The 21,667-nt window shown below is 37.9% G+C and carries 24 protein-coding genes; 19 read left to right on the top strand and 5 right to left on the bottom strand.

Features of this window, described 5'->3' with window-relative positions; all coding sequences use genetic code 11:
* The first annotated feature begins 1 nt into the window (after position 1).
* Both BN1082_RS16745 and BN1082_RS16740 read left to right on the top strand, forming a co-directional pair.
* Positions 2-1,045, top strand: a complete 1,044-nt coding sequence (locus BN1082_RS16745; RefSeq protein ID WP_090635989.1) for an ABC transporter ATP-binding protein — start codon at positions 2-4, stop codon at positions 1,043-1,045.
* Entirely contained in the window at positions 1,046-1,984 is a 939-nt protein-coding gene (locus tag BN1082_RS16740) for an ABC transporter ATP-binding protein (RefSeq protein WP_090635988.1), read from the top strand.
* Positions 1,985-2,174: 190 nt separating this feature from the next.
* Here the strand turns inward: BN1082_RS16740 and BN1082_RS16735 are convergent, their stop codons facing one another.
* Positions 2,175-2,360 carry a hypothetical protein gene (locus BN1082_RS16735; protein ID WP_090635987.1) on the bottom strand — a complete coding sequence of 62 codons (186 nt, stop codon included), beginning with the start codon at positions 2,358-2,360 and terminating at the stop codon, positions 2,175-2,177.
* Positions 2,361-2,919: 559 nt separating this feature from the next.
* On the opposite strand from BN1082_RS16735, the gene spxA reads away from it, so the two are divergent.
* From spxA to pepF, 5 genes are all read left to right on the top strand, one after another.
* Positions 2,920-3,315 carry a transcriptional regulator SpxA gene (gene spxA, locus BN1082_RS16730; RefSeq protein ID WP_090635984.1) on the top strand — a complete coding sequence of 132 codons (396 nt, stop codon included), beginning with the start codon at positions 2,920-2,922 and terminating at the stop codon, positions 3,313-3,315.
* Positions 3,316-3,612: 297 nt separating this feature from the next.
* Positions 3,613-4,284, top strand: coding sequence for an adaptor protein MecA (mecA, locus tag BN1082_RS16725; protein ID WP_090635983.1), 672 nt, complete (start codon positions 3,613-3,615; stop codon positions 4,282-4,284).
* A gap of 169 nt (positions 4,285-4,453) precedes the next feature.
* Positions 4,454-5,965: a cardiolipin synthase gene (gene cls, locus BN1082_RS16720; protein ID WP_090635982.1), complete on the top strand. Its 1,512-nt coding sequence runs from the start codon at positions 4,454-4,456 to the stop codon at positions 5,963-5,965.
* 350 nt (positions 5,966-6,315) lie between these two features.
* Entirely contained in the window at positions 6,316-7,512 is a 1,197-nt protein-coding gene (locus BN1082_RS16715) for a competence protein CoiA (protein ID WP_176699841.1), read from the top strand.
* A gap of 143 nt (positions 7,513-7,655) precedes the next feature.
* Positions 7,656-9,473, top strand: coding sequence for an oligoendopeptidase F (pepF, locus tag BN1082_RS16710; RefSeq protein WP_090635980.1), 1,818 nt, complete (start codon positions 7,656-7,658; stop codon positions 9,471-9,473).
* 1,126 nt (positions 9,474-10,599) lie between these two features.
* On the opposite strand, the gene BN1082_RS16705 is transcribed toward pepF, so the two are convergent.
* Both BN1082_RS16705 and BN1082_RS16700 read right to left on the bottom strand, forming a co-directional pair.
* A complete protein-coding gene (locus BN1082_RS16705) occupies positions 10,600-11,463 on the bottom strand; it encodes a ClpXP adapter SpxH family protein (RefSeq protein WP_245640466.1) in 864 nt (287 codons plus the stop codon).
* A gap of 219 nt (positions 11,464-11,682) precedes the next feature.
* Positions 11,683-12,270, bottom strand: a complete 588-nt coding sequence (locus BN1082_RS16700) for a CYTH domain-containing protein (RefSeq protein WP_090635979.1) — start codon at positions 12,268-12,270, stop codon at positions 11,683-11,685.
* Positions 12,271-12,387: 117 nt separating this feature from the next.
* On the opposite strand from BN1082_RS16700, the gene BN1082_RS16695 reads away from it, so the two are divergent.
* Genes BN1082_RS16695 through BN1082_RS16680 form a run of 4 tightly spaced genes read left to right on the top strand, consistent with a single transcriptional unit; the run spans position 12,388 to position 15,157 of the window.
* Complete coding sequence (locus BN1082_RS16695) at positions 12,388-12,750, top strand: UPF0738 family protein (protein ID WP_245640465.1); 363 nt, start codon at positions 12,388-12,390, stop codon at positions 12,748-12,750.
* A gap of 19 nt (positions 12,751-12,769) precedes the next feature.
* The gene (yjbM, locus tag BN1082_RS16690) at positions 12,770-13,408 is read left to right on the top strand and encodes a GTP diphosphokinase (RefSeq protein WP_090635972.1); all 639 of its coding nucleotides are present in this window, start codon (positions 12,770-12,772) and stop codon (positions 13,406-13,408) included.
* 32 nt (positions 13,409-13,440) lie between these two features.
* On the top strand, positions 13,441-14,235 hold the full coding sequence (locus BN1082_RS16685) for an NAD kinase (protein WP_090635970.1): 795 nt from the start codon (positions 13,441-13,443) through the stop codon (positions 14,233-14,235).
* 16 nt (positions 14,236-14,251) lie between these two features.
* Positions 14,252-15,157, top strand: coding sequence for an RluA family pseudouridine synthase (locus tag BN1082_RS16680; protein WP_090635967.1), 906 nt, complete (start codon positions 14,252-14,254; stop codon positions 15,155-15,157).
* Between the two features lie 20 nt (positions 15,158-15,177).
* Here the strand turns inward: BN1082_RS16680 and prpE are convergent, their stop codons facing one another.
* Complete coding sequence (gene prpE / locus BN1082_RS16675) at positions 15,178-15,918, bottom strand: bis(5'-nucleosyl)-tetraphosphatase PrpE (RefSeq protein WP_090635965.1); 741 nt, start codon at positions 15,916-15,918, stop codon at positions 15,178-15,180.
* Positions 15,919-16,245: 327 nt separating this feature from the next.
* Between prpE and fabI the strand changes: the two genes are divergently transcribed.
* A complete protein-coding gene (gene fabI / locus BN1082_RS16670; RefSeq protein WP_090635963.1) occupies positions 16,246-17,013 on the top strand; it encodes an enoyl-ACP reductase FabI in 768 nt (255 codons plus the stop codon).
* Between the two features lie 110 nt (positions 17,014-17,123).
* A complete protein-coding gene (locus BN1082_RS16665) occupies positions 17,124-17,594 on the top strand; it encodes a CotO family spore coat protein (RefSeq protein ID WP_090635961.1) in 471 nt (156 codons plus the stop codon).
* A 39-nt stretch (positions 17,595-17,633) separates the two neighbouring features.
* Here the strand turns inward: BN1082_RS16665 and BN1082_RS16660 are convergent, their stop codons facing one another.
* Positions 17,634-18,146 (bottom strand): CotY/CotZ family spore coat protein, encoded by a 513-nt coding sequence (locus BN1082_RS16660; protein WP_090635958.1) that lies wholly within the window; start codon positions 18,144-18,146, stop codon positions 17,634-17,636.
* A gap of 140 nt (positions 18,147-18,286) precedes the next feature.
* On the opposite strand from BN1082_RS16660, the gene BN1082_RS16655 reads away from it, so the two are divergent.
* The 6 genes from BN1082_RS16655 (at position 18,287) to BN1082_RS16630 (ending at position 21,569) form a co-directional block, all read left to right on the top strand.
* Positions 18,287-18,643 carry a DUF1360 domain-containing protein gene (locus BN1082_RS16655; protein WP_090636559.1) on the top strand — a complete coding sequence of 119 codons (357 nt, stop codon included), beginning with the start codon at positions 18,287-18,289 and terminating at the stop codon, positions 18,641-18,643.
* Between the two features lie 320 nt (positions 18,644-18,963).
* Positions 18,964-19,434 carry a YhcN/YlaJ family sporulation lipoprotein gene (locus BN1082_RS16650; RefSeq protein WP_176699840.1) on the top strand — a complete coding sequence of 157 codons (471 nt, stop codon included), beginning with the start codon at positions 18,964-18,966 and terminating at the stop codon, positions 19,432-19,434.
* A 20-nt stretch (positions 19,435-19,454) separates the two neighbouring features.
* On the top strand, positions 19,455-19,934 hold the full coding sequence (gene spoVAC, locus BN1082_RS16645) for a stage V sporulation protein AC (protein ID WP_090635956.1): 480 nt from the start codon (positions 19,455-19,457) through the stop codon (positions 19,932-19,934).
* Positions 19,935-20,960 carry a stage V sporulation protein AD gene (spoVAD, locus tag BN1082_RS16640; protein WP_090635954.1) on the top strand — a complete coding sequence of 342 codons (1,026 nt, stop codon included), beginning with the start codon at positions 19,935-19,937 and terminating at the stop codon, positions 20,958-20,960. It begins immediately after the preceding gene.
* Between the two features lie 4 nt (positions 20,961-20,964).
* Positions 20,965-21,321, top strand: a complete 357-nt coding sequence (gene spoVAE / locus BN1082_RS16635) for a stage V sporulation protein AE (RefSeq protein WP_090635952.1) — start codon at positions 20,965-20,967, stop codon at positions 21,319-21,321.
* 107 nt (positions 21,322-21,428) lie between these two features.
* Positions 21,429-21,569, top strand: a complete 141-nt coding sequence (locus BN1082_RS16630; protein WP_090635950.1) for a YjcZ family sporulation protein — start codon at positions 21,429-21,431, stop codon at positions 21,567-21,569.
* Positions 21,570-21,667: the final 98 nt, after the last annotated feature.

Below are 21,667 nucleotides of genomic sequence, written 5' to 3'. Positions count from 1 at the left end.
AGTGGAGAAAATTCTGCAAGTTAAAGATTTAAATATATCATTTCACACCTTTGCTGGTGAGGTAAAAGCAATACGAGGGGTAAATTTTGACTTATATAAAGGTGAAACCTTAGCGATTGTTGGGGAATCAGGTTCTGGAAAATCGGTAACAACAAAAGCAATTATGCGGCTCCTCCCTGAGCATAATTCAGAGTTGAAAAGGGGCGAAATCCTTTTTGATGGTAAAGATCTTACGAAGCTGAAAGATAAACACATGCAAAAAGTTCGCGGTCATGATATTTCAATGATCTTCCAGGATCCAATGACATCATTAAATCCAACGATGAAAATAGGCATCCAAATCATGGAACCACTGATCAAGCATCAAAACTTGCCTAGACATGCTGCTAAGGAAAGAGCAATTGAGCTATTAAAGCTGGTTGGAATTCCCAAACCGGAAATCCGTGTGAATCAATATCCGCACCAATTTTCAGGTGGGATGAGACAGAGGGTAGTAATTGCCATCGCCTTAGCATGTAATCCTAAGGTCCTTATCGCTGATGAACCTACAACAGCTTTGGATGTAACGATCCAAGCGCAAATTCTTGAATTAATGAAGGATTTACAAAAGAAAATTGACACCTCAATTATTTTTATTACACACGACCTCGGTGTTGTGGCTAATATAGCTGATCGTGTCGCAGTAATGTATGGCGGGAAAATTGTAGAAATTGGAACGGCCGATGAAATTTTTTATAATCCGCAGCATCCATACACCTGGGGCTTAATTAGTTCTATGCCGGATATGGAAACGGATGATGAGGAACTTTACTCGATTCCTGGTACACCGCCAGATCTTCTGGATCCTCCTAAAGGTGATGCATTTGCACCAAGGAATCCATATGTAATGAAAATTGATTTAGAACAAGAGCCTCCATTATTCAAGGTATCTGATACTCATTATGCGGCAACATGGCTATTGCATCCAGATGCACCAAAGGTAGAACCTCCAGAGGCTGTAAAAAGACGTCAACGTCAATTCCCTGGTGTAAAGGTGGGAAACTAAATGGCTCAAAGTAATAAGCTATTGGAAATCAAAAATTTAAAGCAATATTTTAATGAGGGAAAAGTTAATGAAGTAAAGGCAATCGACAATATTTCATTTGATATCTATAAAGGTGAAGTAATGGGACTGGTTGGTGAGTCAGGCTGTGGTAAATCCACCACTGGACGTACGATTATCCGTTTATATGATGCGACTGGCGGAGAAGTTCTTTATGACGGCATAAATGTCCATGGGAAAAAATCCACAAAGGAATTAAAACAATTTAACCGCAAAATGCAGATGATTTTCCAGGATCCATATGCTTCTTTAAACCCACGGTTAAAAATTGCCGATATTATTGCCGAGGGAATTGATATTCATGGGTTAGCTAAGTCAAAGCAAGAACGGATGGAAATGGTATATGAACTGCTTGAAACTGTTGGATTGAATCGCGAGCACGCAAACCGATATCCGCATGAATTTTCTGGCGGGCAGCGTCAGAGGATTGGTATTGCCCGCGCTTTAGCCGTGCAGCCAGAATTTATCATTGCGGATGAGCCAATCTCTGCTTTGGACGTTTCCATTCAAGCCCAGGTTGTTAATCTTATGAAAAAACTTCAAAAGGAAAAAGAGTTAACCTACCTTTTCATTGCCCATGATCTTTCAATGGTAAAATATATTAGCGACCGAATTGGTGTAATGTATTTTGGAAAAATGGTAGAGCTTGCCCCTGCGGATGAACTTTATAGAAATCCACTTCATCCGTACACACAATCTCTATTATCGGCGATCCCAGCTCCGGATCCAATCAGTGAACGGTCAAGAAGACGTAAATCCTATGACCCAGCGAGTCATAACTATGATCAAAATGAACCTGTTGGATTTAGAGAGGTTAATCCAGGCCATTTTGTACTATGCTCTGAAAAGGAATTTCAACAATATCAAGCGAAAGTAAAGTAATAAAAAAACGATCTCGAATTGAGATCGTTTTTTTACTGAATAGGAAAGTATAAAATTTTGACTTCGAGAATTGTCTAGCTCTAGCGCCTAGCCCCTCGGGTCATAAGCCACTCCCAAAATGAAGGCAAAAAGCGCCTTCTTTTTGGAAGCGTCTTTTGCGTCGGGGCTGCCCAAGGAGCTTACGCATTTCTTATTTTTTCTTACCACCGACATTTTTCCAACCCGATAGGTATTTAGCACCCTCGTCAACAAACTCAGTGCGATGTTTTCCACCGAAAACTTTTTCCCCAATAGTATTCGTTATGACACCCATGAGGGCTGTAATTCCAACGATCATTAATGCCACAACCGCTAAATCAGCTATGTAACCAAACATCATAATCCCTCCGTTTTTATCAATTGAAAGATTAATGCTATTAAACATCCCCTATGTATATTTTAAAAGAACTTTCACCTTAATAAAAGAGGTAATTCATAAATATCAGGATATAGAAAAGTTTTATATTGAATCCGTTTTCAATTCTATCTCTTAATTGAGAATGAAAATTTAAGAGGAAATTAAGAGAAAATTAAGGAATGTATAGTAATATCTTGTCAAGTAAAAGATTTTATCAATTTACCCCCTCAAAAAAAATAAAGGGATTCGAACAGTATGGTGATTGAAAATAAATAGGCTTAATTACAAGAGGTAAAGAAGAAAAAAATTTGAAACTTTTTAGAACATTATTCGTCTTATATAGAGAGAGTAATGAAAATTAAACATTGAGGCTTATAATTTATTTTTAAAAAAGGGATACCTTTTTTAGAAGCAGTGGTGTATAATATGATATAAATTCCTTGTTTATAATAATTTTAATTTTAAGCCACTTTTTTTAATATTCGATTTTGTTTTTTTATAAATTGCAGTAATTTAATAAGAGGAGTGTGAAGCCCAGATGGTAACATTATACACTTCACCTAGTTGTACATCATGTCGAAAAGCAAAATCATGGTTAGAAGAACATGAAATTCCATACAAAGAAAGAAATATTTTTTCTGAACCCTTATCAATTGAAGAAATCAAAGAAATACTTCGTATGACTGAAGATGGTACTGATGAAATTATTTCAACACGATCAAAAACCTTTCAAAAACTTGACGTTAATTTGGATTCAATGCCTCTTCAAGATTTATTCGATTTAATAAAAGAGAATCCTGGTTTACTTCGACGACCGATAATTATTGATGAAAAACGTCTGCAAGTTGGTTATAATGAGGATGAGATAAGACGTTTCTTACCTAGAAAAGTACGTACATTCCAACTGCGTGAAGCTCAACGCATGGTAAATTAAGATTTAAGACCTTCTTTATTAGGAGGTCTTTTTTCATATCTTACCCTTTGCGTTTGAGATTTTTCCGTTGCTTTGATAAGATATAATGAAAAAATTGAAATATTAGGCGATGTAAGGGTTTTTTTAAATTTAAATTATTTTTATTTCCCTTATTTCTGTTTTTATCATAAAATGTAAGTACAAGAGTAAAAATATTTTTATTAGAATTGGCCTTTCTTCACATGTAGTGGGCAATGGTATAGTGTCTCTTGGGGGTATTTTGTCCCTTCAATAAGGAAACGGAAGGGAGAGGTAATGATGGAAATTGAACGGATTAATGAATATACAGTGAAATTTTACATCTCTTATGGTGATATAGAAGAGAGAGGCTTCGATCGTGAGGAAATTTGGTACAATCGCGAGCGGAGTGAAGAGCTTTTTTGGGAAATGATGGATGAGGTTCATCAAGAAGAAGAATTCGTTGTCGAGGGACCATTATGGATTCAAGTTCAAGCATTGGATAAAGGCTTAGAGGTTCTTGTAACAAAGGCCCAGCTTTCCAAGGATGGACAGAAATTTGAGCTTCCAGTTCCAAGTGATAAGTTAAAGGATTTACCTGTTGATGATAAAATTGAAGACCTTTTAGACCAGCATTTTAATCCGAGAGATGAAGATATGGAAGACATTATCATCGAGGATGAGACATTGGAATTCTTGCTTGTCCTTCATAATTTGGATGACGTTATCATGCTTTCACATTGTCCAGGGTTAGACGATATCGTGACAAAGCTATTTTATTATGAAGAAAAATATTATTTATATGCTGAATTCCCTGAAGACCTGTTCGATGAAGAAAAAATAGATGATATTATAAGTATTTTACTTGAGTACGGTTATGAAACCCCGTTAACGATCCACCGATTACAAGAATATGGAAAAGAAATAATTTCTGAAAATGTTTTTTCTGAAATGAGAAATTATTTTGGATAAAGCTGTTGCCGATTTCAGTAATGAAATCGGTATTTTTGACTAATGGCAGAGGATAATCCTGCTTTGTCAGATAATATTTACCTATCGCTATACTGTAATATCTCCTATTAAATCATCGTTTTAGGGAATCAGGATATGAAAGTATTATTTAGTTTGGCAGGTGAGGATTTTGAAAAACACAGTAAGGGTTACGATCTTTATTTTGTTTTTAACAGTAGTTTTGTTTTTCTTTAAAGACCAATTTAGGGGTGGAATTTTTGGATTCCTCAGTCTATTTATTACCCTGTCTGTCATTATTATTGGATTTGTCATCTTTCTAGAGAATCGGCACCCGTCACAAACGATTACTTGGTTAGTTGTCCTAGGAAGCTTTCCAGTTGTTGGCTTTATTTTTTATCTCCTATTTGGCCGCAGTTATCGCAAAGAAAAAATGTATCGTAAAAAGTTTTTTCTTGATAAGCAGGCATTTCTTACAGTAGAAGGTGAAGAGGATCCTAGGAGTGAAGAAAAGCTTAGTTTAATGAGAGAACATCAAGCGAAATTATTTAACCTCGCCCAAAAGCTGGGCAATAGCCCCATTTCTTTTGACACTGCCACGAAGGTCCTAACAAATGGTCAAGAAACGTTTGAACACATTATTAACGAATTAAAAAGGGCAAGGCATCATATTCACCTTGAATACTATATTGTTCGTCACGATCAAATAGGTCAGGAAATTAAAAGAATTCTCATTGAAAAAGCTCAAGAAGGAGTAAAAATCCGTTTTTTATATGATGCTGTAGGTTCCTGGCAGCTTTCAAAGAAATATATTCATGAATTAAAAAATGCCGGAATTGAAACAGTTACTTTTGGGCCAGTAAAATTGCCTTTTCTAAATAATAAATTTAATTTCCGGAACCATCGTAAAATTATTGTGATTGATGGGACGGTGGGCTTTGTCGGCGGACTAAACATTGGAGATGAATATCTAGGAAGAGTGAAGGAAATTGGCTTCTGGCGCGATACTCACCTTATGCTTAGGGGGGAAGCGGTAAGATCATTACAGCTTATTTTTCTACAAGATTGGTATTATATGACAAATCATAGCTTTTTAACGGCAGAATACTTATCACCTCAGTTTGATGATCAAAATCACGGTGGTGTACAGCTTATAGCTGGAGGTCCAGATCGTGAATGGAGTGTTATCAAAAACATTTTTTTCTCGATGATTGCTTCAGCAAAAAATACGGTTTGGATTGCATCACCTTATTTTATTCCAGATGAAGATATATTTTCAGCTCTTAAAGTAGCTGCCTTAAGCGGCATCGATGTCCGCTTACTTGTACCAAACCGTCCTGATAAACGGATTGTTTTTCATGCCTCCAGATCCTATTTTCCTGAGCTATTAGAGGCGGGTGTAAAGGTGTATGAATATTCCCTCGGATTTATGCATAGTAAAATTATTATCGTCGACCATGAATTAGCATCAATCGGCACATCCAATATGGATATGAGAAGCTTCCATTTAAATTTTGAGGTAAATGCTTTCTTGTATCGAACAGGAAGTACACAAAAGCTCGTAGATGAATACATAAATGACCTACAATTTTCTAAACAGCTTGATTTAGAATCGTTTGGAAAACGTCATATTGGTTTAAGGTTGTTGGAGTCAACTTCTAGGCTCTTATCACCCCTCCTCTAACAAGCAAACGGTATTTTGTCCGTTTGCTTTTTTTGGCTGTGTTAAATTTGCCAGTTGATTTGCGCTCAAGAAGCTCGCTTTCCGCGGGCGTTCCGGGGAGCCTCCTCGGCGCTTAAGCGCCTGCGGAATCTCCCCTGCTCCGTACTCCCGCAGGACGTTGAATCAGCATCTTCGAATCTACACCGCACGAAGGAAATGCGAAAGCATTTTCGAGGATCTCGCGCCTTCCGCTCCAATCAACATAGTTTCATAAATCAACAATGACCTTTTACACAGTTTTTTTAAAAATTATATTAAAAGGATTTTGACTGTATTTGTCGAATAATATACAAGTAGGAGGTGTATATATTTTGCTTACGGCACGAACAAAAAGCGGAAAGCAAATTTGTTTAGGTTATGATTACAAAAAGGATGTGCTTCAAACTCTTCGTAATAAGGAAGAATTTCATTGTCCAGTTTGCGGTGAAAAGGTCATTCTAAAATTGGGGGAACAGCGAATTTTTCATTTTGCCCATAATAGAGGTGGAGATTGCCGCGATCTTTATGAGCATGAATCTCTTTATCATATGGAAGGAAAAAGGCAGCTTTTTCAATGGCTAAACCGTCAAAGGATACGGGCGGAATTGGAATATTACGACAAAGAAATCCAACAGCGACCGGACGTTGTATTCTTCCATAATGGGAAAAAATTTGCCTTAGAATATCAGTGTTCAACCATTCCAGAAAGTATTTTTATGAAACGAACAAAAAATTATATTCAAAATGGCTATCATCCCCTTTGGATCATTGGAGGAAACCACATTCACCAAAAGAAAAAGAATATCGTATCATTGTCTAACTTCCACTATTTATTCATGAGAGGTACAACGGAAGGAAAGTACTATATCCCATCCTATTGCCCCAATCATCAATCGTTCCATATAGTTGGCTCCATCCTTTCCTATTCTGTAAAAAATGCCTTCGTTCAAACTACCTTTATCCCATTAAATAAGCTTGTAATAAGCACCTTATTAAACCCACATTTAAAAGAACAGCTTCCAATCGATAGTTGGCATAGAGAACTTGATAAATCTCATCTGCATTGGTCACTTCATCCGAGTCCACAGCAACAACGCTTTCTCCATGAAATCTACCACCAAAACTTAAACCCATATCTCTTGCCTCCAGAAATAGGCCTACCTGTTAGGCATTCAATTTTGATTACAACTTCACCGATCATTTGGCAAACTTATCTCTATCTAGATGGATTGGCAACAAAACAGCCTGGAGGAATCATTAGGTTAGAGGATATTAGAAGAAGCATTAATAGGAGAATAAAGAGAAAGGAAATCATCATTCGGAATCTCCCCCAATTTGAACATACCGATCCTTTAGATGCCATAATCGATTATCTGTTTCAGCTCGAAAATCTAGGTTTTTTATCCAGAAAAGGTGAGGGAATCTTTCTCATAAAAAAACAGCTGAAGATTCCTATGTCGAATCGAGAAAAGGAAGAAAATATGAAAGCATTTTATCAAAAATATCGTCGAATATATGTCAAAGGATAAATGAAAATTGGGATAAGGGTATAATATAGATGGAGTAAAAGGTATTTTCGTAAAAGAAAAAGGAATATGAAAACTAAAAGGAGAATATAAGAAGAAAAGGAAAAATCTTTTCGAAAACCGAAATTTAAATAGGAGGATGAATAATGGCTAATGAAACTGGAGTAAAAACTCAGCCAACTAGAAGTGAAATTCCAGTTGAGGAGACCTGGAGATTAGAAGATATATTTTCAAGCGATGAAGAATGGGAAAAAGAATTTCAAGAAGTGAAAAAACTCATTCCAGGCATTAAAGATTTCGAAGGAAAACTAGGTGAAAGTCCGGATACTCTTTACAATGCCCTTCAGTATCAGGACCAACTGCTCGAAAGAGGCGGAAAGCTTTACACGTATTCACATATGCGATACGACCAAGATACAACCAATTCTTTTTATCAAGGCCTCGATGACAGAATGAAGAATTTGTTTTCACAAGCAGGAAGTCAGCTTGCATTTATTGTTCCAGAACTTCTATCCATTGATGAAAATAAAATTGTAGACTTTATGAAAGAAAAACCTGAACTGAAACTTTATGAGCAGGCGATTGCGGAAATCAACCTAGAAAGGCCACATGTTCTTTCAAAAGAACAGGAAGCATTGTTAGCAGAAGCAGGAGAGGTCATGGCTGCCTCAAGTAATACTTTCGGTATGTTAAATAATGCAGATTTGGAGTTTCCAACCATTAAGGATGAAAAGGGAGAAGAGGTAGAAGTAACGCATGGGCGTTATATTCGCTTTTTGGAAAGCACCGACAGTAGGGTTAGGCATGACGCTTTTAAAGCCGTTTATGAAACATATGGGAAATTTAAAAATACATTTTCTAGCACCCTTAGCGGTAATGTGAAAAAAAATAATTTTAATGCAAGAGTGAGAAAATATAATTCTGCCAGACATGCTGCCTTATCATCAAATAATATACCTGAAAGCGTGTATGATAATCTTGTCAAAACGATTCAAGACCATTTACATTTATTACATCGATATCTAAAACTCCGTAAGAAAGTATTGGGACTCAAAGAGCTTCATATGTATGATCTTTTCACACCACTTGTTAAGGATGTGAAAATGGAGATAAAGTATGATGAGGCAAAGGATTTGGTTCTAAAAGGCTTGTCTCCATTAGGTGAAGAGTATGCTAAGGTGTTAAAGGAAGGTTTTGAAAATCGGTGGGTTGATGTTCATGAGAATAAAGGAAAGCGGAGCGGTGCTTATTCTTCAGGTTCCTTCGGTACAAATCCGTATATTTTATTGAACTGGCAGGATAATGTAAATAATTTATTTACACTTGCCCATGAATTTGGACATTCAGTTCACAGCTACTATACACGGAAATCCCAGCCCTATCCATATGGAAACTATTCGATTTTTGTTGCTGAAGTAGCATCAACCTGTAATGAAGCGTTACTTAATGACTATTTATTAAAAACAATAGACGATGAGCAAAAGCGGATTTATTTATTGAATCATTATTTAGAAGGCTTTAGGGGTACAGTGTTCCGACAAACGATGTTCGCGGAATTTGAGCACCTCATTCACCAAAAAGCACAAAATAACGAAGCGTTAACGGCCGATCTTTTTACTAAAGAATACTATGCATTGAATAAAAAGTATTTTGGTGAAGAGGATATTGTGATTGATGAAGAAATTGGCTTAGAATGGGCGAGAATCCCTCACTTTTATTACAATTATTATGTGTATCAATATGCGACTGGCTTCAGTGCGGCTACTGCCTTAAGCAAGCAAATCCTTGAGGAAGGGGAGCCTGCGGTAAAACGCTATATCGATTTCCTCAGTGCTGGAAGCTCGGATTATCCAATCGAAGTATTAAAGAAGGCAGGGGTCGATATGACCAGCGCTGATCCCATTATTAATGCCTGCAAAGTATTTGAAGAAAAATTGAACGAGCTCGAACAGCTTTTATCATAAGCTAATAGAGAGGCTGTCCCAAAAGGTGACAGGCACCACTATTGGTACAGTTCATGATAATTTTCCCGCAATGTTGATTGGAGCGGAAGGCGCTCGACTCCTGCGGGAGTACGGGGAGACCCCGCAGGCGCAATAGCGCCGAGGAGGCTCCCCGGACCGCCACTAGAGCGGAAATCAACAGACAAGTTTAACAGACCATTAATAAAAATGGGTGTCCCTAAAAGTTTTGGGACACCTCTTTTAAAACCCTTTAAATCTTTTTCGGTTATTGAGGAAGAAAAGAAATATAAAAATGGCAAGAAATAATAGTGGAACACTAATGTAGAATGGGAATATTTTTAATAAGGCAAGAATGTGGACAAAAAACGAAAATATCAAAAAAAAGCTCAACATGATAAATGGGAATTTCTTCATCGTTTGATTCACCTCATATAAAGTGGTTCTCTATTAGTTTATTGCAGTATTAGGATAATATGATTTTTTGACAATAATGTGAAATAAAACACAAACTTATTGTCCACTATTTAAACCCATGCTATATTAAATACGTGAAGTTGATCACTACAAACATATACCCCTTTGTTTGACCGTGAAAGATTTCTCCCATCCCCTTTGTTCGTATTAATAGAAAAAGACCTTGTAGCACCGGTGCTACAGGGTCTTTTTTATTAGATAAGTATATAAGAGAAATAAGAAAACGGAAGGCTGTCGCCTTCCGTATAAGAAAGTAAAAAGTTCGACTTCGAGAATTGTCTAGCTCCATAAGAGTTAGCTTCGGGAGCGGTACCTCGCACGCCGAAAAACGTGAGTTTTTCGGAGGAGGAGCCCAGCACCTAGTGTACTTCGCTCTTCTCTCTAAGATAAGTCAACATCGGCTCGCGAAGTGCTCCTGCGCCATAGAAAATTCGAAGAAGCACCGTTCAGCTCGTCGCAAAGCCTCATAATGCTTAATCAAAGATGTACTGTCTTGATGTTTTTCAATGTAGCAGCTTCGCTCTCCGTGTTGTCTAGCTTCAGCGCCTAGGGGCTCGGGGTCATAAGCCAATCCGTCATGAAGGTTAAAAAAAAACCTTCAAGCCGGCTCGTCTTATGCCTGTCGCCCCTGAGCAAGGCGCTTCCGCTTTTCTTATTCTTCTACATATCTCCAAAAAGTTCCATATTTTGCTGGAATCTGTTCGACTTGTTGCTGTAGGAGCAGTTTTTTCATTTCACGTTCCACTTGTGAAATGGACATGTTATAAACAACGGAAATTTCCTTTGTAGCAACAAATTTAAAATATTTCATAAAAGTCTCAAGCGATGGTGGATTAGTGGGAATTGGACGTTCTGAGAGCATTTCTTCAAGAATGTGGACATAGATCTCATACGGGTAGGTGCCTGTTATTTTAATCCCTTCATCCTCCGCGTTTTCATTAAAGAAGACAAGGGTAGGGATTTCTTGAACATCCATTTCTGAGGTAATTTTTATATCACATTGAAACGCCTTCGCTGCACTTTCTGAATGGAGGTCAGCGATGAATTCCTCTACATCTAGACCTAATCCTCTTGCACATTCTATTAATACTTCTTTACTTGAAATATTTTGTTTTTCTAAAAATAGTACTTCCTGAAGCTTTCGAAGGAAACGAATTCCTGCACGGCGCCCTTGTAGTTCAGCTGCTTTTAGGGCAATTGATGCAAAGTGAGGAAAGTCAACTGGATTCTCAAGCCAAAGACTACCGTCACAAGACATACCTGACCTGCTGGCTGTCCTTTCCCAAAAATTTGCGATTTGCTCATAATTTTTTTTCCTGCTCACATTTAAATTGTTTATACGACCGCATAATACATGCTTCAGGGAAAAATAGCGCCCATATTCAATTTGGAGCTTTTTTATTATTGGTTCAAGTGCCCAACACTCTGGAGATAGTGGGTCTATAAACATATAAATTTCAATCGGCTTTTTTTCATTGTATTGGCATGGATGCTTGGAACTTGAAAGACGGTTCACTGTTGTTCACCAGATTCTTTGCCGATGAATTCAAATTGAGTCGGCTTTTTCTCAATCATGTTGGACAACCCCTTTAAGATTGTTTGTACCATTATTTTAACAATGCCTTTTTTATATCTCAAATAAATAGCTTGAAAAACAGGATTTCTCTTTTATAGGTGTTATTAATATATGCAACAATATACCCATGTTATAAATACAAGTGAATTCATCACTTTTTTAATTTTGCCTTGATTCATATTTTTGTTTATAAAAACGACTGATTTTATTTTCCGTTTTTCTATGAGGAATATTGAATTGTGTAAGGAGAAGATTAAAATTATCTTTTCCCTGCTCGAAGTTTTCAACTTCAAATTCTAATTCATAGTCTTCTCTATTTAAATAATAACTATGGTCCAAAACAAGTAATCCATGTTTGTATTCAATTTCAACTCTTTTGGTAATAAGCGACCCGAAATAGACCATTTTAGGGTAGGATATCCCCATTTGTTCAATTAATCCTCGAATAATTCCAGCAGGTAGATAGCTGGATTGAAGTGCGAGTGCTGCTTCTTCCTTAGATAAAATTTGATTTGTTTCCATCAAACCTATATTTGCTGGCCGCTTTAATGTTAATTCGTATCCATGATCCTTTTGGCGAATTCTTAACGCAGTTCCCGCTTCCTTTAAAGCGAAATCGGGGGTATCGAAGTAATGATTTTCTTGGGAGAAAATCTGGTTTTCACTTATAGAAAATTCCTGAAGAAGCCATTCGTATTCTTCTTTTGTTAACATGTTTTTAAATTCAATTTCGATCTGTTGTGACATCTTTCTTCTTCCCTTCTGAAGCTTATGTATTTCATTATCCCTATTTTTCCTCTGTACTGCAATTTTTAGGAGTATAGGGTGAAATATGCTAAAATAAAAGGGTGAAAGGTAGGTTAAATGATGAGAAATAGAATAATGATTATATCAGCAGATATTGAGGGAAATCGGTTACTTTTACATGTTAATGAATCTATCGATCATTTAAAACCAGCAGAACAAATTTTGGTGGATTCTGATCAATTTTCGTTTATTTACTTAATGGAGAATCAAGAAGAGTATACATATATTGTCATCCCTGAACCATTTTGGCCATTGTTAAAATCCGCTTTAGAACAAAAAAATACAGCTTGGATTTCGAACGAAGGGACTCAAGTCGAATTAACTCAATTTCGTGAGGAATTAGAATATGTAGTGAGCAATATTAAGGATAATAGCAATTATGGAGAAGAAATGGTTACGAAAGTAGACGATATTTTTTAGAGATATATTGAGGTGGAGTATGAAACAGTGGGACGAATTTTTAGCACCATATAAACAAGCGGTGGAGGAACTGAAGGTAAAGCTAAAGGGAATGAGAGGTCAATTCGAGCTTAATTCCACCCATTCACCGATTGAATTTGTAACTGGCAGGGTGAAGCCGATTGCAAGCATCCTCGATAAGGCAAATCAGAAAGGGATACCGCTTGACCGATTGGAAGAGGAGATGCAGGATATTGCCGGTCTCCGTATGATGTGTCAATTTGTTGATGACATTCATACCGTTGTAAATTTATTAAGGATTCGAAATGATTTTGAAATTGTGGAGGAAAGGGATTATATTTCACATAAAAAAATGAGTGGTTATCGGTCCTATCATGTTGTAATCCGTTACCCCGTTCAAACAATTCATGGGGAAAAGAACATTCTCGTAGAAATTCAAATAAGGACGCTGGCGATGAATTTTTGGGCTACAATTGAACATTCCTTGAATTACAAATATAAAGGAGTTTTTCCAACCGATATAAAGATGAGATTGCAGCGGGCAGCTGAAGCAGCCTTTCGTCTTGATGAGGAAATGTCATTAATTCGCGGTGAAATTCAAGAAGCCCAAGCATTTTTCACGAGGAAAAAAGAGCAAAAACAAGAAGAGAAAAACTAACAAAAGTATTTCATACCAAGGAGTTTATTAATATGAAATTTGCGATTACTTCTAAGGGAGATCAAAAATCAAATATTTTGATGCACAGAATAAGAACGTATTTACTTGATTTTGATCTTAAATATGATGAGGACCAACCCGATATTGTGATTTCCATCGGTGGAGACGGCACGCTTCTTTATGCCTTTCATCGTTACAGCAGTCGTTTAGATAAAACAGCTTTTGTTGGAATACATACTGGGCATCTCGGTTTTTATGCGGATTGGGTTCCAGATGAGATTGAAAAGCTTGTCATTGCCATTGCAAAAACTCCTTATCAAGTCGTTGAATATCCATTACTTGAAGTCATCATCCGTTACCAGCATGCAGGCAAGGAATCAAGATTTTTGGCATTAAATGAATCTACTGTAAAAAGTATTGAGGGGACGCTTGTCATGGATGTTGAAATTCGCGGCCAGCAATTTGAACGTTTTCGTGGTGATGGCTTATGTGTTTCCACTCCTTCTGGAAGTACAGCCTATAATAAAGCACTAGGAGGAGCCATTATCCATCCATCCATCTCTGCCATTCAGGTAGCAGAAATGGCGTCCATTAATAATAAGGTTTTTCGAACAATCGGTTCACCGCTTATTCTGCCTTCGCATCATACATGTATGCTGAAACCTGTGAAACGATTTGATTTTCAGGTAACGATTGACCATTTAACCCATCTTCATAAGGACGTTAAATCGATTCAATTTAGGGTGCCGGAAGAGAAAATTCGTTTTGCCCGTTTTCGGCCATTCCCATTTTGGAAAAGAGTCCACGATTCCTTTATTTCGGATTAAGCACTGGAGGAACATTATGTCTTCTCAATTTAAAATGGAATGGATCGTCAATCATCAAAATGTTGGAATTCAAATTAAAGATTTTCTTAAAGAAAAGGAAATCTCACGAACTGCTCTAACCGATATAAAATTTAAGGGCGGGAGCATTTTCGTGAATAATGAGGAAGTCAATGTCCGGTATAGCTTAGTAGAAGGGGACAAACTAACGATCTTTTTTCCTCCTGAAGAACCTAGTGCTGGGGTGAAGGGGGAGAAGATTCCGCTTGAGATTCTGTTTGAAGATGATTTCTTGCTTGTGGTCAATAAGCCAGCTGGCATGAACACAATTCCTTCTCGTGAACATCCATCTGCAAGCCTGGCAAACGCATTGGTTGGTTATTACGAACAAATTGGTCTCCAAGCTACCTCCCATATCGTCACCCGCCTGGACAGAAATACATCAGGGATTGTTTTAATTGCCAAACATCGTCACGTACATCACTTATTTAGCAAAGCGCAGCAAAGCGGACAGGTAAAGCGGACATATGAAGCATTAGCGGGTGGAATAATCTTCGAGGATTCCGGAACCATTGTTCAGCCAATTGGCCGAAAGGAAGATAGCATCATTGAAAGGGAAGTTCGTGCTGACGGTCAATATGCCTGTACCCATTTTTCTGTTCTTGAAAGATTTGGGACTTTTACGAGGCTTTTGCTAAAGCTTGAAACCGGTCGAACCCACCAAATTAGAGTTCATATGTCGTTTATTGGACATCCACTGTTAGGTGATGATTTGTACGGTGGAGAGACAGCCTTGATCAACCGGCAGGCACTGCATTGTAAAAAAATCAACTTTATTCATCCGTTTTTCGGTGAGGAAATGACTTTTTCGGCACCGTTACCTGATGATATGGTAAGAATAATAGAGGCTAATCCAATAAGGTAGGGTAAGCCTCTATTAATTTATCAATCAAATGGTTTAAATTTTTCTGCAACATATGGCATAGTAGAAGGAACTGAGACGAATTCCATTTCGGGGTAGCGTAAGCAAGTTAGTTTGCCTCCAAAAACTGCACCTGTGTCAATGTTATAGGTGTTGTTAATGATTCTTGGTTCCTTGACGGGTGTATGCCCATAGACAATACAGGCTTCACCATGATAATTTTTCGCCCAATCTCTGCGAACAGGAGATCCATCAGGATGCTTTTCACCGGTAATATCGCCATAAAGCACAAAGGTTTTCACCTTAGCTGAGGTTTGACCGATATATTCTTGTTTAATACCTGCATGAGCAATTATGAGCCTCCTGTTGTCTAAAACTAAATAAAGTGGGGCTTTTTCATAAAGCTCAATAAATTTATTACAAATGGATTGCTGATCATGTTTATTTAATGATTCATATTCAGCAACGGTTGTTTCCAAACCATGCATAATTTGCACCTTGTTGCCGAGGAAAAAGCGATATAGTTTATTACAATGGTTTCCGGGAGTGTAATACGCCTTCCCGCGTTCAATTACAAGCCGCCATACAATTTCAACAATTTTCAGCGATTCCGGACCGCGATCAGTTAAGTCACCCACAAAGCCAAGAACCCTATTTTCTGGATGTAACGGAATACCTTCATCCCAATTATAGCCGATGTTTTTTGTTAGTTTTTTCAGTTCTTGTAAACATCCATGGATATCTCCGATAATATCAATTTTCATAACCTCAATCCCCTTTTCGTATTTTTCCAGGAGGGACTTAAATGGTAAAGCAGATTTCTGTCATTACCTTACTTATTGTGGTCACAATCGCATTTCTTACACCGATCCATTAACCTAGACTAAATTATACCAGTAGTTGTGACGGAAAGCATGATGGGGTCTCTTCATAGGAAAATCGGCTTCAATTTGGTGTACCATGATTTGTGGCTTTCCACCGAATCGAAAAACTTTAGCAAAAAAGCGTATATACTTTTCATTCCTAGTGAATTAGTGTAAAATTAGTACCAAGTACTAATAACTCGTAATATTTCAAGGGGGATTTTTCAAATGATTTCTTTAGCTGGAAAAACATTTGTTGTAATGGGTGTTGCCAATAAACGTAGTATCGCATGGGGAATTGCTCGCTCACTTCATAATGCTGGTGCCCGCTTAATTTTTACATATGCTGGTGAAAGGCTTGAGAGCAGTGTCCGTGAATTAGCCAATACATTAGAAGCAGAAGGAACTTTAGTTTTACCTTGTGATGTAACAAGTGATGAAGAAGTTGCTAAGTGCTTTGCAGAAATTAAAGAGGAAGTAGGAACCATACATGGCGTGGCACACTGTATTGCTTTTGCCAAAACAGAAGAATTAAAAGGGGAATACTTGAACACTACACGAGACGGTTTCTTGCTCGCCCAAAATATTAGTTCTTATTCCTTAACTGCAGTTGCAAAAGAAGCACGCTCCTTAATGATTGAGGGTGGAAGCATTGTGACATTGACCTACTTAGGTGGCGAGCGCGCCATTCAAAACTATAATGTGATGGGGGTTGCCAAAGCTAGTCTGGATGCAAGCGTACGATATTTAGCAGCAGACCTTGGAAAAGAAAATATTCGTGTGAACTCCATCTCTGCTGGGCCGATCCGAACATTATCTGCCAAAGGCGTGGGAGATTTTAATACCATCCTTAAAGAAATTGAAGAGAAAGCTCCATTGCGTAGAGCGACGACTCCGGAAGAAGTTGGAGATACAGCCGTTTTCCTATTCAGTGACCTTTCCCGTGGAATTACCGGTGAAAACATCCACGTTGACTCTGGATATCACATCTTATAATCAAAAAAGCCCGCTGAAGCAAGCGGGCTTTTTCATTTTAATATTTTGGTGAACGAGTATTTGCATCTCGCATACATATAGAGTGTAGGAATTTGTAGGAGGTGCTTTACATGTCGAGTACAAAGGGACAGGGACCGAGACTTTTTATTCATCAACCAATTACAACGACTCCTGTCAAAAATATGCAAGAAGTATTTAGGAGTAAAGAAGAAATCAGAGAAGAAAAGATCAAAGAAGAAAAGAAACGGAGAAAGACTGTCGCCACAAAGGAAGAAGATTTAGTACCGATAGATATTTCCGTGCAAGAGGAAGAGCATAAAGAAAAACAACATACTTCCTTAAAAAAAGTTAAAAGTTTCAAGGATATGGACCTAATGGAACGGATAGATTATTTAGTTCACTTTCCAAAGATGCTCCCTCCAGTACCGTGTGTGTTTTATACGGATAGCCAAAACTATCAAGGCTATCTGAGCGAATATCAGGATAATCTGGTAACGATTCAATTTCATGATCAGACCAAAAAAACAATTTCCCTTAAAGAATTAAAGAATGTCGTCATGATCGGTATAAAAAATAAATAAAAAAAAAAGCCAGCCGATTTACCGACTGGCGAATTTTTTTTATTCACAAATTCCTAAGTTAACATCGGCAATACATTGAACTGCACTGAAGGAGCTTAAATTTACTGTAATGCAGTCATGGCTCGCGCGAAAACGTTCTACCTGGCATACACGATCGAGATTAATGCAGCATCGATCGTGGCTGGAAATTAGGTTCACCGGAACAAAGTTTCCGCCCTCTCTTTTGCCAGGTACAAGAACGCGGAGTGTTGCACAGCAGTTATCGAATACATCTTCTACGCGAAAGAAGATTGAAATACAAGCACAATTTTCACCACTAAAGAATGCATGAAATGGCGTGCCGTCTGCTGTTTTTAATACAAACACACGTGTATCTACAGGATCTCTCCTAACTGGAGATCCTAATGATCCAAGTGGCTCATTAAAGCAACTGGCACACTCTGAACATTCTTCTGGTGAGACAGCTGTATCTTGGATATCTTTTATGGCACGAACTACTTCGCATACACAGCTTACGGTGCTAAATTCGTCATGTTTATGTCCACAACCCATATTATTTTCCTCCTTAATCCGTGATATATATCTTACATTACTAAGATATTTCACACAGCCCTTATGGGTTACGGACAATTGCCTTATTTCCTAAAATTAGGCGGATAATGAAAGGTCATGATAAGAAAGGAAAAATGAGGATGAAAATAACATTTTTAAACTTATTGATTTTAGGGTTGGCTAGCTTTCGACTGACAAGACTAATTGTTTTTGATAAGATTACCGAATGGATTCGGACGCCTTTTTTTGATGAAATAGAAGAAGAAGATGAAAATGGAGTTATAGAGATTTATTACCTTCCAAAAAAGAAGGGATTAAAAAAGTTTTTTGGAGAATTGCTTAGTTGCTATTGGTGTACAGGAATATGGGCTTCTGTAATCGTTGTCGTCTCCTTTTATTTATTTCCTTTTTACTCAACACCCATTATCGTAATTTTAGCAGTTGCAGGACTTGCCTCCTTTTTTGAAACCATTGTGCAGCAGTTGCTTGAAAAATAGAGATATCGAGTTCTTTGCCTTAGACAAACTTTTCAAGTTAATCATACTCTAATTATAAGCAATGAGTTTAAGGGAGAGAGGCAAATTGGATAAGCAAAAAAAGAAATCATCCCCAAAAACAAAAATATTCCAACCATCGAAACCGATTAAGAAAAACAACTGCGGTTGTGACAAAAAAAAGAATAAGTAATCGATAAGACTGCCAGATCATTGGCAGTTTTTTTTTGTTGGCAGTTTCCTTTTAGACATAATTTAACCTTCTGTCGAAAAAACTAATATATAGGAATCTTTTCTAATCACGAACCAGGGAAGGGAAGCATATGACAAACATAAAACGATTGATACTCATCACTTGCTTATTCTTACTCTCTTCTTGTAATCAAGAACAGAATTCGAAGGATAGTCAATTGGCACTACTGAAGACGACAAATCCAAGCCCGGTGACGACGGATAAGAATCAAAAGTCGAGAAATGTGGAAAGGATAAAAAAAGATGTTAGTTCTTTTCCGGAAATCTATGATGTGGCAGTTGTAGAGGGGAAAAAAAATACTCTTGTTGCGTATAAGGTAAAGCATTTAAAGCGGATGAAAATGAAAAAAATTGAGGGAAACATCAATAAATTGCTAGAAAAAAAATATCCGAACGAAAACTTTACCGTTTCAAGTGATTATAAAATTTTCCTTGAAGCAGTCAAGCTAAATGAACAAATCAAGTCTGATAAGAAATTTTCAAAACAAAAAGCTGAAAAACAGCTACAAAAGATTATCGAAATGACAAAGGAAATGACGTAATCGGAAAAGGAGAAGATATAATGGCAAATAAAAAACAAAAAAACCTAACGCTTCAGCAGCAAAAATATCAGTTGCTTCAACAAAAGCACGAATTAAAAAGACCGGTCCTATTGAATTGCATAAAAGCTTTTTTTGTAGGCGGATTCATTTGTATGGTTGGGCAGGCTGTCAGCTATTTTTACATTTACTTCTTTAATTTTACAGAAAAAACAGCCGGGAATCCGACGGTTGCTACCATGGTCTTTTTTTCCATGTTGTTAACGGGATTTGGAGTTTATGATCGCTTGGGTCAATTTTCTGGGGCAGGAAGTGCTGTACCTGTTACCGGCTTTGGAAATGCGGTCATCTCAGCGGCTATTGAGCACCGTACCGAAGGGTTTGTTTTAGGAGTAGGAGGTAATATGTTTAAACTTGCAGGGGCTGTTATTGTCTTCGGTGTATTTTCGGCCTTTGTCGTGGCAATAATCAAAACGCTTTTGGTAATGTGGGGGGTTTTGTAATTGTTAAAAGGGCATCAATCTTGGGTTTTTCCAAATCGGCCGATGATTTTGTCAACGGGTGTATCCGGGGGACCATTTGAAGGGAATGGAAATCTGGTAAAAGATTTTGATATTATCCACGAGGATTTATGGATGGGAAATAAGACTTACGAAAAAGCTCATCGTGTCCTGATTGAGGAGGCGATTAAAACAGCTTTAACTAAGGGAAAGGTGGAAAAAGAACAAGTTCAATTCTTATTTGCTGGCGATTTGATTAATCAGATTACTCCGACAAGCTTTGCAGCTAGGACGATGAAGGTTCCTTATTTTGGTCTTTTCGGTGCCTGCTCAACTTCTATAGAAGGTCTTGCCCTTGCTTCCTTTGTCGTTAATCATGGCGGGGCCAAATACGTTCTAACTGGGGCATCAAGCCATAATGCGGCAGTTGAAAAACAATTCCGTTATCCAACTGAGTATGGCGGACAAAAGCCGCCTACTGCACAGTGGACTGTAACAGGCGCAGGAATAGCATTGATCACGCCCAATGACTCCTCGCGAAATCTGCCTGTCACCATATCTGCAACCATTGGTAAAGTAATCGATATGGGCTTAACTGACCCATTTAATATGGGGGGAGCCATGGCTCCTGCAGCGGCCGATACGATCATGGCTCATTTTCGCGACTTACAATTGGAACCATCCTATTATGATTTAATTATTACTGGCGACCTTGGTCGAATCGGTCATGATACTGCTTTTGAACTTATCAACAAGAGCGGCCTGCAATTAGAAAGAAAACAATTTCAGGATTGCGGATTATTAATATATAAAAAGGATCAGCCGGTCCAAGCAGGGGCAAGCGGCGCTGGCTGTTCGGCAACTGTACTTTATGGGCATCTATTAAATGAAATGAAAAAAGGTACATACAAGCGAATTTTAGTCGTTGCGACTGGTGCTTTATTATCGCCGCTTAGTTTTCAGCAAAACGAGACGATTCCATGTATTGCTCATGCTGTCGCTATCGAAATGAATGGAGAAATGGGGTGATTTAATGCTCTCAATGTTTTTTTGGGCATTTGTCATTGGGGGGCTTATTTGTGTAATTGGGCAATTATTGTTTGATGTAGCAAAGCTGACACCCGGACATACCTTAAGCTTGCTTGTCGTTATCGGTGCGGTATTAGGGGGATTTGGCTGGTATGAACCACTTATTGATTTTGCCGGAGCAGGGGCCACCATTCCAATTACGAGCTTTGGAAATTCTCTTGTTTTCGGTGCCCTTCAAGAAGCTCGATTACATGGACTTGTTGGCGTGCTAACAGGCATGTTTGAAGTGACGAGCTCAGGTATTTCTGCTGCAATCATATTTGGGTTTCTTGGAGCTCTACTATTTCGGCCAAAAGGGTAAATCCCCATTTCGATATGCCCGTTTTAGATTTAGGACGTTGCCTATACAAACTATATGGTCATTTCATATGTTATTAATGAGATTAACACAAGTGAGGTGACTGGTATATGTGGGGCTTTGGTTATGGCGGCTTCGGCGGCTGCGGCTGCGGCGGCTTCGGCTATGGCGGTTTCGGCGGCGGTGGAGCTTTCGTATTAATCGTCGTATTGTTTATCTTATTAATCATTGTTGGTGCTAGCTGGTTTTAATAAATGGTAGCCTGCACCAAAGGAAGGGGTTGGTCAAAAATTGGCCAGCCCTTTCTTTGTGAATCAATCACCTTTTTCCCTATCCTTCATAAAATAAA

Origin of the sequence: Neobacillus massiliamazoniensis (genome assembly GCF_001048695.1) — a bacterium.
GTDB lineage: Bacteria > Bacillota > Bacilli > Bacillales > Cytobacillaceae > Neobacillus > Neobacillus massiliamazoniensis.
The sequence above is the reverse complement of the archived record's forward strand: the minus strand, read 5'-3'. Positions and strand labels throughout refer to the sequence as shown.

Bases quoted from the DNA above. Each gene is read 5' to 3' on its own strand.
- spoVAE (WP_090635952.1), top strand. From the start codon at position 20,965: ATGCTCTCAATGTTTTTTTGGGCATTTGTCATTGGGGGGCTTATTTGT.
- spoVAC (WP_090635956.1), top strand. From the start codon at position 19,455: ATGGCAAATAAAAAACAAAAAAACCTAACGCTTCAGCAGCAAAAATAT.
- BN1082_RS16700 (WP_090635979.1), bottom strand. From the start codon at position 12,270: ATGTCACAACAGATCGAAATTGAATTTAAAAACATGTTAACAAAAGAA.
- BN1082_RS16735 (WP_090635987.1), bottom strand. From the start codon at position 2,360: ATGTTTGGTTACATAGCTGATTTAGCGGTTGTGGCATTAATGATCGTT.
- spxA (WP_090635984.1), top strand. From the start codon at position 2,920: ATGGTAACATTATACACTTCACCTAGTTGTACATCATGTCGAAAAGCA.
- BN1082_RS16655 (WP_090636559.1), top strand. From the start codon at position 18,287: ATGAAAATAACATTTTTAAACTTATTGATTTTAGGGTTGGCTAGCTTT.
- fabI (WP_090635963.1), top strand. From the start codon at position 16,246: ATGATTTCTTTAGCTGGAAAAACATTTGTTGTAATGGGTGTTGCCAAT.
- BN1082_RS16650 (WP_176699840.1), top strand. From the start codon at position 18,964: ATGACAAACATAAAACGATTGATACTCATCACTTGCTTATTCTTACTC.
- BN1082_RS16695 (WP_245640465.1), top strand. From the start codon at position 12,388: ATGATGAGAAATAGAATAATGATTATATCAGCAGATATTGAGGGAAAT.
- yjbM (WP_090635972.1), top strand. From the start codon at position 12,770: ATGAAACAGTGGGACGAATTTTTAGCACCATATAAACAAGCGGTGGAG.
- BN1082_RS16660 (WP_090635958.1), bottom strand. From the start codon at position 18,146: ATGGGTTGTGGACATAAACATGACGAATTTAGCACCGTAAGCTGTGTA.
- BN1082_RS16630 (WP_090635950.1), top strand. From the start codon at position 21,429: ATGTGGGGCTTTGGTTATGGCGGCTTCGGCGGCTGCGGCTGCGGCGGC.
- pepF (WP_090635980.1), top strand. From the start codon at position 7,656: ATGGCTAATGAAACTGGAGTAAAAACTCAGCCAACTAGAAGTGAAATT.
- BN1082_RS16680 (WP_090635967.1), top strand. From the start codon at position 14,252: ATGTCTTCTCAATTTAAAATGGAATGGATCGTCAATCATCAAAATGTT.
- mecA (WP_090635983.1), top strand. From the start codon at position 3,613: ATGGAAATTGAACGGATTAATGAATATACAGTGAAATTTTACATCTCT.
- prpE (WP_090635965.1), bottom strand. From the start codon at position 15,918: ATGAAAATTGATATTATCGGAGATATCCATGGATGTTTACAAGAACTG.
- BN1082_RS16685 (WP_090635970.1), top strand. From the start codon at position 13,441: ATGAAATTTGCGATTACTTCTAAGGGAGATCAAAAATCAAATATTTTG.
- BN1082_RS16665 (WP_090635961.1), top strand. From the start codon at position 17,124: ATGTCGAGTACAAAGGGACAGGGACCGAGACTTTTTATTCATCAACCA.
- BN1082_RS16740 (WP_090635988.1), top strand. From the start codon at position 1,046: ATGGCTCAAAGTAATAAGCTATTGGAAATCAAAAATTTAAAGCAATAT.